Here is an 11,366-nt window from a genome sequence, read left to right on the forward strand (position 1 = left end):
AACAATCGGCCTTGCGGCTGCGTTTGCTATGGAATTACTTTTTAAATTCGGAAAGTCATGATGCAAAAATCAATATTGCCGGCTGTTTTGCTTGTTAGCGCCTGTATCCCCATACGTGTCGTCTCCAAATACAGCCCTGATGTTTATAATAATTACACGGTAATACAGGGCATTCAGAAATACGGCAGCATGGGACACACCGACATAGTCAAAAGAAAGAAAGACGTTTTAGATTGCGGAGTAAGAAAATTAAACAACGGAACATTAGATGTAAATGTTCGATATCCCGATATGTCTGACGAGCAGGTGGATATATGAAGAAACGCTATATACAAGTGCCTCAAACAGAAAGGGTATGCAATCATCAGCCCGTCGAATTGCACTGACAAAGGCAAATCCTTAGGCATTTGTAATTGACGCATCATCACTGCGGGCAAGCGCAGCGCGGGTTATACGTAGGGTGTGCCGCCCCGCGTCGCACACGCTCCATGCGATACCTGCCGCGCCAAAGGCCGTCTGAATGTCCCAAACCTGCTTTTAATTGCACGGGAGTTCGTTTTCGGAAACGTCATTCCTGGGCAGGCGGGAACGGCCTTTAAGTGTCTGCCCGCACAGTTTCCCGCAAAACCCCAAACCGCGTGCGTCGCGGGGCGACTCTTTACGGTATGCGGGCTATTCTTTCCAAAGTTTGAACAAAAACACAATCAGCCACAGTAGCAATAGAATCCAAATACTGAGCAGGAAATCAAACAGTTTCCGGCCAAGACTGTTATGCCCGTATACAGCAGCAAGCGTGGCGGCATCATCCGGATGGGTGTAGGAGCGAACAGGGCTGACGTAGGTTTCGCCCTCATCTCCAACCACTCTTGAGCCGTCGCCCAGCAAACGGGCGATGTCGATCATCAGAGCCAGCAACGTATCATCCGGACCGATGGCCAATAGTTCTCTGTTTCCTTCATCACACACTTCGTAAAACAAAGTACGTTCTTGATCGTCGGCACGGTAAAAATACTGTTGGCCGCTATCGTCGGTATCGGCGTAAAAATCGAAATTTTTCCGCAGCCATGCGGCCAATACCTGAGGCCGGTTAAGCATTTTCGCTGATGCAGCAGTATCCTTTGCAGTATTAATAATTCTGACATGGTAACCCATCAATTTTCCTTCATCTGAAATTCACAGCAAACGCAACCTGCATGCAGGCCGGTTCTGTGTTAAGGCCGTCTGAAAGCCCTTGTTCGGTTTTCAGACGGCCTTCTGCCATGTGTACGGGGTTCGTCCGCGCCTTATCGTCTTGCCTTTGCGCACAAAACGGCGGTTTAAGGTTTGACGGTTTGGCCGTTGATTTTCAGGCCGGTGAGTTTGAGGTTGTAGGTGGTGCCGTTGTCGATGTAGCTGATTTTGGCGGGGATGTTGCCGAAGGCGGGGGCGAAGGCGTAGTTGACGGTGTCGTCGCCGCGTTTGACGGTGTAGTTTTCGACGGTGGTTTTGCCGCCCGCGAAGGCGTATTGCGCGGAGCCGGTTTTGGAGAGGCCGCCGATGTTGTAGAGGCGTTTGCCGTTGGTGATGCGGATGCCGGCGGGCAGTTTGCCGTCGGTGGCGGCCAGCTGCCAGGCGAGGGCGAAGAGGTCGAGGATTTGGCCGGGGGCGGCTTCGGTTTGTTCTTGGCCGGCTTTGCCGTAGGTGATTTTGCCGCCGCCGAATTTGGCTTCGGCATAGGTTTTGCCTTTGCGGATGTCTTTGTAGTAGGCCGGGTGCAGGGCGTTGCCGCTGATGGTGCCGCCGCTCTCGAAGCGGAAGTTGTAAAGCGGCACTTTGATGACGGAGACGATGGTGTAGGCGTTGCCGCTGCGCTTGAAGCTCATGGTGGCGGGAATGCCGTAGGGGCCGCTGTATTGCAGCTCGGCGTTTTGCGGCAGTTCGGCGGCGGGGGCGGACAGGGCGGCGGCGAGGGCGAGGAGGGGGGCGAGGGTTTTTACGGGGTGTTTCACGGGGTTCTCTCTGTGTTGGCGGGGGAATCGGAGGCCGTCCCCGCCTGTGCGGGGATGACGTTTCTGAAAAGCAGGTTGGCAAATCCGGTTTTTCAGACGGCCTCTGCTCTTTGCGCGGCCGGTTATTTCAATACGGTTACTTTGCGGATGACGACGGGCTGCACGGGCACGTTCTGATGGAAGCCGTAGTCGCCGGTTTTCACTTTGGCGATGGCGCGCACGACGTTCATGCCGCCGGTTACTTTGCCGAACACGGCGTAGCCGTAGCCGGAAGGGCTGTCGTTTTTGTGGTCGAGGTTGGGGTTGTCGGCGAGGTTGATGAAAAACTGGCTGGTGGCGGAATGGGGGTTGCCGGTGCGCGCCATGGCGATGGTGCCTGTGGTGTTTTTCAGGCCGTTGGCCGCTTCGTTGGCGATGGCTTTTTCGGTGTCTTTCTGGGTCATGCCGGAGGTGAAGCCGCCGCCCTGGATCATGAAGCCGTCGATGACGCGGTGGAACAGGGTGTTGTCGTAGAAGCCGCTTTTGGCGTAGCGCACGAAGTTGGCGACGGTTTTCGGGGCGCGTTTTTCGTCGAGGGTGAGGCTGATTTTGCCGAGGCTGGTGTCGATTTCGACGGGGGTGTCGGCCTGTGCGGGCAGGGCGGCGCAGAGGAGGGCGGCGAGGAGGAGGCGGGCGGGGCGGTTCATGGTTGGTCCTTTCGTTTGGTGTCGGATGTTTGTTTGACGGGCTTGTCGGTAATCAATGGTTTGGCGGCTTTGAGGCCGTCTGAAAACTGTGTTTTCCGTTTTGGGCTGCGCCGAAGCTGCGCTTTCAGAAACGTCATCCCCGCGTAGGCGGGGACGGCCTCTGCCGTTGGGGTAGGGTGTGTGGCGCAAGCCGCGCACGCGGTTTCGCGGGTGCGGGGAAAGCGCGGTTTCGTTGTGCGGCGGGAAACGCGTGCGTCGCCTCGGGGCGACACACCCTACGTCGGGTTCGGCGTGGGCGGGAGGGCAGGCCGTCTGAAAACAGGATGTCTTCCCCTTCCTGCGGCCGCAGCCAAATCTGCGCCATGTTGCCGTACAGCACGCCGTAAACGATGGCGCGGATTTCGCCTTGTGCAAAACGGCGTTCGGGCTGCCACGATAATTTTTTCCAAACAAATTGCTCAATCAACAGGGTTTGGCCGCGCAGGTTGCAGCGGATGCGGCGCATGGTGCGGAGCCGGCCTCCGAGTGTATTCCAGCTGAGGATCAGGCAGGTGCTCAATGCAAGGAACTATCGCGACACTTTGCCGTGAAACAACTCCGGCAGGCAGGCGAGCCACCACAGCACCAATCCGCCCAGCAGCAGGATGTAAACGGGATATTTGCGGGAGCGGACGGAACCGAGATTGGTTAAATCGGCAGATTCGGATAGAGGCATAGCTTAGTCCTTTGCGATATTGGCTGATATCGTATTCAAGGCAGCCTGAATACAGGTTCTTACGTTTCAGCCTGCTTTCGGTTTGCGGGCGAGGGTGGGCGGCAATAAGGCCAGCGACAACATCCATGCCGCGCAAAACAGAATGTATGCCGATTTTTCTAACGGTTCGGGCAGGGAAGGCAGGACGAATTCAAAGATAACCATTGCGGTGATGATGGTTTGCACCATCAGGGCGGCCATGCCGCAGCGGTGCAGTTTGTCTGCGCCGTAGCGGTACGCCAGCAGGGGCTGCCACAGGCAGATGTGGCCGGTCAGCAGCCACAGCGCACCCACGATTTTCAGCCCGATGTGGAAATCCGTAAGTATCAGAGCCATCAGCAGGTACAATGCGCCGACGGTCAGCATCAGGGCGCAGACCGACCACAGGATTTTCCAACCGTCTTGTTTGAAACCGCTTGTTTGCTGTGCCATTTTACTGTCCTTTCCGATCGTCTTTCAGGCCGTCTGAAAAAGCTGTTTTGCGGTTTTTCAGACGGCCTTTGCGCTTAATCCCCCATCGCCGCCAAGAGTTCTGCCTGATGTTCGGCAATCAGCGCGGCGGTGATTTCTTCCATATCGCCGTCCATTACGAAATCCAGTTTGTGCAGGGTGAGGTTGATGCGGTGGTCGGTAACGCGTCCCTGCGGGTAGTTGTAGGTGCGGATGCGCTCGCTTCTGTCGCCGCTGCCGATCAGCGATTTGCGCTCGGCGGCCTCTTTGGCTTGGGCTTCGCGTTTTTGCGCGTCGTTTAGGCGGGCGGCCAAGACTTTCATGGCTTGGGCTTTGTTGGCGTGCTGGCTGCGGCCGTCCTGGCATTCGACCACCATGCCGGTGGGCAGGTGGGTGATGCGGACGGCGGAGTCGGTTTTGTTGATGTGCTGGCCGCCCGCGCCGGATGCGCGGAAGGTATCGATGCGCAGGTCGGCAGGGTTCAACTCGATGTCTTCGAGTTCGTCCGCTTCAGGCATAACGGCAACGGTGCAGGCGGAGGTGTGGATACGGCCTTGGCTTTCGGTGGCGGGGACGCGCTGCACGCGGTGGCCGCCGCTTTCAAATTTGAGTTTGCTGTACGCGCCCAGTCCGATCAGCCGCACGATCACTTCTTTGTAGCCGCCCAAATCGCTTTCGTTGGCGGAGACGATTTCCACCTGCCAGCGGTTGCGCTCGGCGTAGCGGCTGTACATGCGCAAAAGGTCGCCGGCAAACAGCGCGGCTTCGTCGCCGCCGGTGCCGGCGCGGATTTCGATGAAGATGTTTTTGTCGTCGTCGGCGTCTTTGGGCAGCAGCAGTTTTTGCAGTTCCAAGTCCAGCGCGTCGATTTTGGCTTTGGCGGCTTCTGTTTCCTCGGCGGCAAAGTCTTTCATGTCGGGGTCGGACAGCATTTCCTGCGCGTCGGCCAGGTCGCTTTGCGCCCGGGTGTAGGCGCGGTAGGTTTCCACCACGGGGGTGAGTTCGGCGTGTTCTTGGTTGAGGCGGCGGTAGTTGTCCATATCGGCCACGGCTTCGGGCGAGCCGAGCAGGGCGGTTACTTCTTCGAGGCGGTGGGCGAGGTTTTGCAGTTTGTCTAGGATGGAGGGTTTCATGAAGCGTCTCATTTATACTGAGGCCGTCTGAAAAACGTTTTTCAGACGGCCTGAAACGGGGCGGATTATAGCAGTTTTCAAGCAGACGGCATGAGGCCGTCTGAAAACGGGCTTACGGGTTCAGCACCCGCGCAATCAGGGCTTTTTCCCGGCCGCGCATATTGGGAATTTGCACTCGGATGCCGTTGCCGGGGGCGGTGTCGGCCGGTTCGCCGTTGCGCCTCATGGCCTGCAAGACGATGGTTTGGTTGCCCTCGGGGTGGATGATTTCGAGGGTGTCGCCCACGGCGAAGCGGTTTTTCACTTCCACGGTGGCCCAGCCTTCGTCGTCCACAGCAACGGCGTGGCCGACGTATTGGCTTTGTTTGGCCAGCGAGTGGCCGGCGAGGTAGTTTTGGTAGTCCTGCGTTTGGTGGCGTTCCAAAAAGCCGGTGGTGTAGCCACGGTTGGCGAGGCCTTCGAGTTCGGCCAACAGACTGTAATCGAAGGGTTTTCCGGCGACGGCGTCGTCAATCGCCTTGCGGTAGGCTTGGGCGACGCGGGCGACGTAATACACGGATTTGGTGCGGCCTTCCACTTTCAGGCTGTCCACGCCGATTTTTGCCAGCTCGGCCACTTGCTCTACGGCGCGTAAGTCTTTGGAATTCATAATATAAGTGCCGTGTTCGTCTTCCATAATCGGCATGTATTCGCCCAGACGGTTGGACTCTTCGAGCAGGAAGATTTTGTCGGCGCGGGGGTGGCGCACTTGGCCGTTGATGCCCTCGAAGGCTTGGTTGGCTTCTTCTTGGGCTTTGTTGAAGTCGAAGCCTTCGAGCAGTTTGGCGTCGCCCATTTCGTCGATTTGCGCGTCGTGGACTTTGTAGTCCCAGCGGCAGGAATTGGTGCAGGTGCCTTGGTTGGGGTCGCGGTGGTTGAAGTAGCCCGAGAGCAGGCAGCGGCCGGAATAGGCGATGCACAGGGCGCCGTGCACGAACACTTCCAGCTCGATATCCGGGCATTCCTGGCGGATTTCGGCGATTTCTTCCATCGACAATTCACGCGACAGAATAATGCGTTCGACACCGATGTTCTGCCAGAATTTCACGCCCCAGTAGTTGGTGGTGTTGGCCTGCACGGAAAGATGTATCGGCATCTCCGGCCAGCGCTCGCGCGTTACCATAATCAGGCCGGGGTCGGCCATAATCAGGGCGTCGGGCTTCATGGCGACCAGCGGTTCCATGTCGGCGACAAAGGTTTTGAGCTTGGAATTGTGCGGCAGGGTGTTGCAGGTGAGAAAGAATTTTTTGCCGCGCCGGTGCGCTTCTTGGATGCCGTCTGAAAGGACGTCGAGCTTGGCAAATTCGTTGTTGCGTGCGCGCAGCGAATAGCGCGGGCTGCCGGCGTAAACGGCGTCGGCGCCGTAGTCGAAGGCGGTGCGCATGCGCTCGGGGCCGCCGGCGGGCAGCAGGAGTTCGGGAGATTTCATGGTGTCTGTGTTGTGTTTGGGTGGAGGGAACGGCTTTCAGGCTGAAACCTTGGCAAAATTCGGTATGACGCTAATCGGCGTCATTCCCGTGCAGGCGGGAATCTTGCGGGATTTAAGCAATGGCTTGTTTTTTCAAGAATTATCGAATATCAAACAAGATTTCCGCCTGCGCGGGAATGACGGCGTTTTTTGGGTTTCAGACTGCTGTTGGGGGGGTGCAAAGGTTTCAGACGGCCTCTTTGTGCTTTGAGGCCGTCTGAAAACAGGTTCTAATGGTTTTTAAGCGAGGCGGATTATCCGTGCTTTCGGATGAGGGGTCAATTTGGCGGGTTAGGCTTGCGTTTTCAGACGGCCTTTGAGGCCGTCTGAAAAATCGGGGGGCGGAAAGGCTGTTTTCAGACGGCCTCACCACCACCACGGGCCCCAGGGGCGCGGGCCGTACCACCAGTCGTCGTAGTAGTAGCTGTAACGGCGCAGGTCTTCCAGCCGCTGTTGGGCGGTGTAGCTCTGCCAGGCCATGCGGTAGCAGGCTTGGAACATTTTGTCGTTCACTTTGTCGATGTAGGCGAGGCGGAAGGCTTGTTTTTCTTTGGCGTCCGCGCCGGTTTGGCCGTCGAACTGGCGGCGCATGATGGCGGCGGTGTCGGGGTCGCACTGGGCGGCGAGGGCGACTTGCAGGTTTTGGCGGGCGCGGATTTGGGCGGCTTCGCGTTCGGCGCGCTGTTCGGGGGTGAGGGCACAGGCGGAGAGTAAAACGGCGGCGGCTGCGAGGGCGGCGTATTTCATTTTGTTGCTCCTTTTTCTGTTGTGAAAACGGTTTCCCGTGTGTTTTCAGACGGCCTGATTATCGCGCTTTATCACGCGCAAAACCAAGTGGTTTTACGCTTGCGCGGCGAGGTGTTCGATTGCCGCTTGGGCGCAGTGGAGGCCGAAGGCGGCGGTTACCACCATGCTTGCGCCGTAGCCTGCGCAGGAGAGTCCCTGCGGGGCGGCGTCGCAGGCGGCTGCGGTTTGCGGCGGGGCAACGTTTTCGAGGGAATAGACGCAGGGGACGCGCATTTTCTGTTTGGGGTCGCGCGGGAAACAGTGGCGGCGGCGCAGGGTGTAGCGCAGGCTGGCGAGCAGGGGGTCGTGGGTTACGGCGGCGAGGTCGGCGGTGCGGATTTGGGCGGGGTTGCGCTGGCCGCCCGCGCCGCCGCTCAATACGAAGGGCTGGCGGGTGCGGACGAAATGCGCGGCCATGGCCGCTTTGACGCGCACTTGGTCGATGGCGTCGATGACGAAACCGTAAGGCCGTCTGAAAAGCTCGGGCAGGTTGTCTTCGGTAACGAAGTCTTCGATTTGGCGCACGCGGCAGGCGGGGTTGATTTGGACGATGCGTTCGGCAAGGGCGGCGGTTTTGGCTTTGCCGAAATTGTCGGTGAGGGCGTGGATTTGGCGGTTGGTGTTGGATTCGGCGACGTTGTCCAAATCGATCAGGGTGAGCTTGCCGATGCCGCTGCGGGCGAGGGCTTCGGCCGCCCACGAGCCGACGCCGCCGAGGCCGACGACGCAGACATGGGCTTGGGAGAAGCGTTGCAGGGCGTTTTCGCCGTAGAGGCGGGCGATGCCGCCGAAGCGGCGGGAGGGGGGGGAGGCGGTCATTGTGTCAGGTCAAGGAAAACAGAAAAAATGCGCATTTGGGCGCGGGCTGGATTATACTGCGCGCCGTGCGGGATGTCCGCAAAGCAGAAGTCTCAATCCATATCAATATTTATCGACAAGGAGCGTGTTATGTACAAACATCTGGTGGTAGCAGTGGACGGCAGCGAAACTTCGGCCAATGCTTTGAAACATGCGTGCAGCGTGGCGGCGGCGGGGAAGGCGCAACTGACTTTGGTTCATGTTGCCAACCCCGCCGAATATATGGCACTCGCGCCGGAGTTTTTGCAGCAGGACAGCTATGAGGAGGCGGCTGTGGCCAACGGCAACGCGGTTTTGGCCGAGGCTTTGGAAATCACCAACGGCGCGGAGCCGGGCATCACCGGTGTGAACACGCACCTGCTGCTGGCCAACAAGGGCGCGCGCGAGATGGCGCAGGAATTGGTGGACTACGCCGACAAGCAGGGCGCGGATCTGCTGGTGCTGGGCACGCACGGGCGCACCGGCCTGATGCACCTTCTGATGGGCAGCTTCGCCGAAACCGTGATGCGCCAGAGCCATCTGCCGCTGCTGATTATCCGCAGCGAAGGGGGCGGCGGCGAAGATGAAGCGTAAACGCCGCAGCAAAACATTGCAGGCCGTCTGAAAAGCGTTTTTCAGACGGCCTTTTGTTATCCTGCGGGATGGGCGGGGGCAAAATCGGGTAGAATCCGCCGCTTTTGTTGCCACGGATTGAAGAAGTTTTATGCTTGATATTTTGAAGGCCGCGCTGTTCGGCATTGTGGAGGGTATTACCGAATGGCTGCCCGTCAGTTCCACCGGCCATATGGTTCTGCTGGACGAGTTTGTGCGGCTCGATGTGTCGCCCGAATTTTGGAAAATGTTTCTCGTCGTCATCCAGCTTGGCGCGATTGCGGCGGTGGCCGTTTTGTATTTCGACAAACTGTGGCCGTTTGCGCGCGGGCTGCGGCTGAAACCCGAAGCCGTGCCGCTGTGGGGCAAAATCCTGCTTGCCTGCGTGCCCGCCGCCGTGGTCGGCCTGTCGCTGGATAACTGGATCGACCGCCATTTCTACAACCCGTTCACCGTGGCCGTGATGCTGATTTCCTTCGGCGCGGCCTTTATCGTTGTGGAAAACCGCAACAAACACCACCGCCCGAAAACGGCCGATTTGGCGGGCATTTCCTATATGCAGGCTTTGTGGGTGGGGTTGTTTCAGGTCATCGCCGCCGTGCTGCCCGGCACCAGCCGCTCGGGCGCGACGATTTTGGGCGGCATCGCCGTCGGCCTCAGCCGCGAAGTGGCGGCGGAATTTACCTTTTTCCTCGCCGTGCCGGTGATGTTCGGCGCGAGCCTGCTGAAAATCGCCAAACACGGCCCGGCCTTTTCGGGGCACGAACTGGCCGTGCTCGCCTGCGGCATGGCGGTGAGCTTTATCGTGAGCGTCCTCACCATCAAATTCCTGATGGCCTATATCAAACGCCACGATTTCAAAATCTTCGGCTGGTACAGAATCGTGCTGGGCGCGCTGGTGCTGCTGTATTTCGCGGTGCTGAAATAAAGCAAAGGTTTGAGGCCGTCTGAAAATGCGGTTTTCAGACGGCCTCAACCGTTGTCGTGAAATATAAAGCATCTCTTGTAGGCCGGGCGGTGTTTTCGTTCTTTATCCGCACTTGCTTTGAGGCCGTCTGAAAAAGCGTTTCGGCTGCGGCGAAATGCGTTTTTCAGACGGCCTCTTTGTCCGCAAACGCTGCCAGCACCCGTTTTACCGCGTCCGCCTCTTTCAGCGTGCGCACGGCGTCGAACAAATCCCGCGCCTGCGGCTCGGCCTGTTTCATCATCCCCAGCCACTGTTTCAGGCGGGCTAGGGCGTATTTTTCGCTGCCGCCCGCCGCGTTCAGGCACAAATCCACAAACAGCCGCATCCATTGCAGCGTTTCGGCAAACGCCATTTCCGGCGCGTCTTCACCGTTTTCATACGCCTTGATCTGCCGCGCCAAACCCGGGCGGATGACCGCGCCGCGCCCGATCATCACGCCCGCGCAGCCGCTTTCACGCCGGATGGCAAGATAGTCCTGCAAGGTGAACACGTCGCCGTTGGCCGTTACCGGAATGTCCACCGCTGCGGCGATTTTTTTCACCCAAGCCCAGTGCGCGGGCGGCTCGTAGCCTTCAACTTTGGTGCGGGCGTGCACGGTGAGGGCGCATGCGCCGCCTTCGGCGATGGCCTGCGCGTTTTCCAAAGCCAGCGTTTTGTCGTCGAAGCCGAGGCGCATTTTGCCGGTGAGCAGGATGTGCGCGGGCAGGGCTTCGCGCAGGGTTTTGACGATGGCGTGCACGCGCTGCGGCTCTTTGAGCAGCACCGCGCCGCCTTGGTGTTTGTTGACCGTGGGCGCGGGGCAGCCGAAATTGAGGTCGATTTTTTCCGCGCCGAAACGCACCGCTTCGAGCGCGTTGGCGGCCATGTTTGCCGCGTCGCTGCCCAGAAGCTGAACGGTGCAGGGGATGCCCGAGGGGGTGCGGCTGCCACGCGCCATTTCGGGCGCGTATTTGAGCCAGGCGGCACGGGAGTGCACGGTGTGGGTGATGCGGACGAACTCGCTCACGCATTCGTCGAAGCCGCCGATGCGGGTGAGCAAATCGCGCATCGGCGCGTCGGTCAGCCCCTGCATCGGGGCGAGGACAAGGTAACAAGGTGGTTCGGTCATCGGCTTGGGCGGCGGGCACGGGCAAAGGGGCGGATTATAGCGGAGGCCGTCTGAAAATGCGGCGCGGCGGCAGGGGGCGGCGTGTTGCCTGCATGTATGCCAAAGGCCGTCTGAAAACGTTTTTCAGACGGCCTCTGCGCTTCATGCGGGCGTTTGGGACGCTGCGTTTTACAGCGCGTCTTTCAGTGTTTTGCCGGCGCGGAATTTCGGGGTTTTGGCGGCGGCGATGGTGAGCGGCTCGCCGGTTTTGGGATTGCGGCCCTGGCGTTCGGCGCGTTCGCCGACGTAGAAGGAGCCGAAGCCGACTACGGTTACGGTGTCGCCTTTTTTCAGGGCGGCGGTGATGGCGTTCACCATGCCGTCGAGTGCTTTGGCGGCGGCGGCCTTGGAGATGTCGGCTTCCTGAGCCATGGCTTCGATCAATTCAGACTTGTTCACGATAAGTCCCTTTCTGTTTAATTAAAACATGGAAAATTCCCAAACGCTCCGCGTTCGGGAATGCGGATGGATAATGACGCGGCTTTATAGCAAGGCGGGA

At 58.9% G+C, this 11,366-nt stretch carries 16 protein-coding genes; 4 read left to right on the plus strand and 12 right to left on the minus strand.

Annotated elements, in window-relative coordinates; all coding sequences use genetic code 11:
- The first annotated feature begins 57 nt into the window (after positions 1-57).
- Positions 58-318 (plus strand): hypothetical protein, encoded by a 261-nt coding sequence (locus H3L91_RS06930; RefSeq protein ID WP_154647206.1) that lies wholly within the window; start codon positions 58-60, stop codon positions 316-318.
- Positions 319-672: 354 nt separating this feature from the next.
- Here H3L91_RS06930 and H3L91_RS06935 read toward each other — a convergent pair whose 3' ends face one another.
- The 8 genes from H3L91_RS06935 to trhP all read right to left on the minus strand — a co-directional run bounded on the left by H3L91_RS06935 (position 673) and on the right by trhP (position 6,479).
- Positions 673-1,152 carry a hypothetical protein gene (locus H3L91_RS06935; protein WP_040658923.1) on the minus strand — a complete coding sequence of 160 codons (480 nt, stop codon included), beginning with the start codon at positions 1,150-1,152 and terminating at the stop codon, positions 673-675.
- Between the two features lie 164 nt (positions 1,153-1,316).
- Positions 1,317-1,988: a hypothetical protein gene (locus H3L91_RS06940; RefSeq protein WP_007342943.1), complete on the minus strand. Its 672-nt coding sequence runs from the start codon at positions 1,986-1,988 to the stop codon at positions 1,317-1,319.
- Between the two features lie 122 nt (positions 1,989-2,110).
- The gene (locus tag H3L91_RS06945) at positions 2,111-2,674 is read right to left on the minus strand and encodes a peptidylprolyl isomerase (RefSeq protein ID WP_007342944.1); all 564 of its coding nucleotides are present in this window, start codon (positions 2,672-2,674) and stop codon (positions 2,111-2,113) included.
- Positions 2,675-2,807: 133 nt separating this feature from the next.
- Positions 2,808-3,179, minus strand: a complete 372-nt coding sequence (locus H3L91_RS06950) for a hypothetical protein (RefSeq protein WP_007342946.1) — start codon at positions 3,177-3,179, stop codon at positions 2,808-2,810.
- A gap of 63 nt (positions 3,180-3,242) precedes the next feature.
- Complete coding sequence (locus H3L91_RS06955) at positions 3,243-3,389, minus strand: hypothetical protein (protein ID WP_154647207.1); 147 nt, start codon at positions 3,387-3,389, stop codon at positions 3,243-3,245.
- A 66-nt stretch (positions 3,390-3,455) separates the two neighbouring features.
- Positions 3,456-3,860: a hypothetical protein gene (locus H3L91_RS06960; protein ID WP_007342948.1), complete on the minus strand. Its 405-nt coding sequence runs from the start codon at positions 3,858-3,860 to the stop codon at positions 3,456-3,458.
- Between the two features lie 74 nt (positions 3,861-3,934).
- The gene (prfA, locus tag H3L91_RS06965; RefSeq protein ID WP_040658926.1) at positions 3,935-5,011 is read right to left on the minus strand and encodes a peptide chain release factor 1; all 1,077 of its coding nucleotides are present in this window, start codon (positions 5,009-5,011) and stop codon (positions 3,935-3,937) included.
- Positions 5,012-5,123: 112 nt separating this feature from the next.
- Positions 5,124-6,479, minus strand: coding sequence for a prephenate-dependent tRNA uridine(34) hydroxylase TrhP (trhP, locus tag H3L91_RS06970; RefSeq protein ID WP_007342950.1), 1,356 nt, complete (start codon positions 6,477-6,479; stop codon positions 5,124-5,126).
- Between the two features lie 49 nt (positions 6,480-6,528).
- Between trhP and H3L91_RS06975 the strand changes: the two genes are divergently transcribed.
- Positions 6,529-6,729, plus strand: a complete 201-nt coding sequence (locus H3L91_RS06975) for a hypothetical protein (protein WP_154647208.1) — start codon at positions 6,529-6,531, stop codon at positions 6,727-6,729.
- A gap of 155 nt (positions 6,730-6,884) precedes the next feature.
- Here H3L91_RS06975 and H3L91_RS06980 read toward each other — a convergent pair whose 3' ends face one another.
- On the minus strand, positions 6,885-7,265 hold the full coding sequence (locus tag H3L91_RS06980; RefSeq protein WP_007342953.1) for a hypothetical protein: 381 nt from the start codon (positions 7,263-7,265) through the stop codon (positions 6,885-6,887).
- Positions 7,266-7,358: 93 nt separating this feature from the next.
- Positions 7,359-8,123 carry a tRNA threonylcarbamoyladenosine dehydratase gene (locus H3L91_RS06985; RefSeq protein WP_007342954.1) on the minus strand — a complete coding sequence of 255 codons (765 nt, stop codon included), beginning with the start codon at positions 8,121-8,123 and terminating at the stop codon, positions 7,359-7,361.
- 129 nt (positions 8,124-8,252) lie between these two features.
- Between H3L91_RS06985 and H3L91_RS06990 the strand changes: the two genes are divergently transcribed.
- Both H3L91_RS06990 and H3L91_RS06995 read left to right on the plus strand, forming a co-directional pair.
- Positions 8,253-8,735: a universal stress protein gene (locus H3L91_RS06990; RefSeq protein ID WP_007342955.1), complete on the plus strand. Its 483-nt coding sequence runs from the start codon at positions 8,253-8,255 to the stop codon at positions 8,733-8,735.
- Between the two features lie 130 nt (positions 8,736-8,865).
- Positions 8,866-9,681, plus strand: a complete 816-nt coding sequence (locus H3L91_RS06995; RefSeq protein WP_007342956.1) for an undecaprenyl-diphosphate phosphatase — start codon at positions 8,866-8,868, stop codon at positions 9,679-9,681.
- Between the two features lie 163 nt (positions 9,682-9,844).
- On the opposite strand, the gene H3L91_RS07000 is transcribed toward H3L91_RS06995, so the two are convergent.
- Positions 9,845-10,828 (minus strand): tRNA dihydrouridine synthase, encoded by a 984-nt coding sequence (locus tag H3L91_RS07000; RefSeq protein WP_040658930.1) that lies wholly within the window; start codon positions 10,826-10,828, stop codon positions 9,845-9,847.
- 168 nt (positions 10,829-10,996) lie between these two features.
- The gene (locus H3L91_RS07005) at positions 10,997-11,266 is read right to left on the minus strand and encodes an HU family DNA-binding protein (RefSeq protein ID WP_007342959.1); all 270 of its coding nucleotides are present in this window, start codon (positions 11,264-11,266) and stop codon (positions 10,997-10,999) included.
- Positions 11,267-11,366: the final 100 nt, after the last annotated feature.

The sequence above is a fragment of the Neisseria bacilliformis genome (assembly GCF_014055025.1).
Taxonomy (GTDB): Bacteria; Pseudomonadota; Gammaproteobacteria; order Burkholderiales; family Neisseriaceae; genus Neisseria; species Neisseria bacilliformis.

Bases quoted from the DNA above. Each gene is read 5' to 3' on its own strand.
- H3L91_RS06930 (WP_154647206.1), top strand. From the start codon at position 58: ATGATGCAAAAATCAATATTGCCGGCTGTTTTGCTTGTTAGCGCCTGT.
- H3L91_RS06935 (WP_040658923.1), bottom strand. From the start codon at position 1,152: ATGGGTTACCATGTCAGAATTATTAATACTGCAAAGGATACTGCTGCA.
- H3L91_RS06945 (WP_007342944.1), bottom strand. From the start codon at position 2,674: ATGAACCGCCCCGCCCGCCTCCTCCTCGCCGCCCTCCTCTGCGCCGCC.
- H3L91_RS06950 (WP_007342946.1), bottom strand. From the start codon at position 3,179: ATGCGCCGCATCCGCTGCAACCTGCGCGGCCAAACCCTGTTGATTGAG.
- H3L91_RS06955 (WP_154647207.1), bottom strand. From the start codon at position 3,389: ATGCCTCTATCCGAATCTGCCGATTTAACCAATCTCGGTTCCGTCCGC.
- H3L91_RS06960 (WP_007342948.1), bottom strand. From the start codon at position 3,860: ATGGCACAGCAAACAAGCGGTTTCAAACAAGACGGTTGGAAAATCCTG.
- prfA (WP_040658926.1), bottom strand. From the start codon at position 5,011: ATGAAACCCTCCATCCTAGACAAACTGCAAAACCTCGCCCACCGCCTC.
- trhP (WP_007342950.1), bottom strand. From the start codon at position 6,479: ATGAAATCTCCCGAACTCCTGCTGCCCGCCGGCGGCCCCGAGCGCATG.
- H3L91_RS06980 (WP_007342953.1), bottom strand. From the start codon at position 7,265: ATGAAATACGCCGCCCTCGCAGCCGCCGCCGTTTTACTCTCCGCCTGT.
- H3L91_RS06985 (WP_007342954.1), bottom strand. From the start codon at position 8,123: ATGACCGCCTCCCCCCCCTCCCGCCGCTTCGGCGGCATCGCCCGCCTC.
- H3L91_RS06990 (WP_007342955.1), top strand. From the start codon at position 8,253: ATGTACAAACATCTGGTGGTAGCAGTGGACGGCAGCGAAACTTCGGCC.
- H3L91_RS06995 (WP_007342956.1), top strand. From the start codon at position 8,866: ATGCTTGATATTTTGAAGGCCGCGCTGTTCGGCATTGTGGAGGGTATT.
- H3L91_RS07000 (WP_040658930.1), bottom strand. From the start codon at position 10,828: ATGACCGAACCACCTTGTTACCTTGTCCTCGCCCCGATGCAGGGGCTG.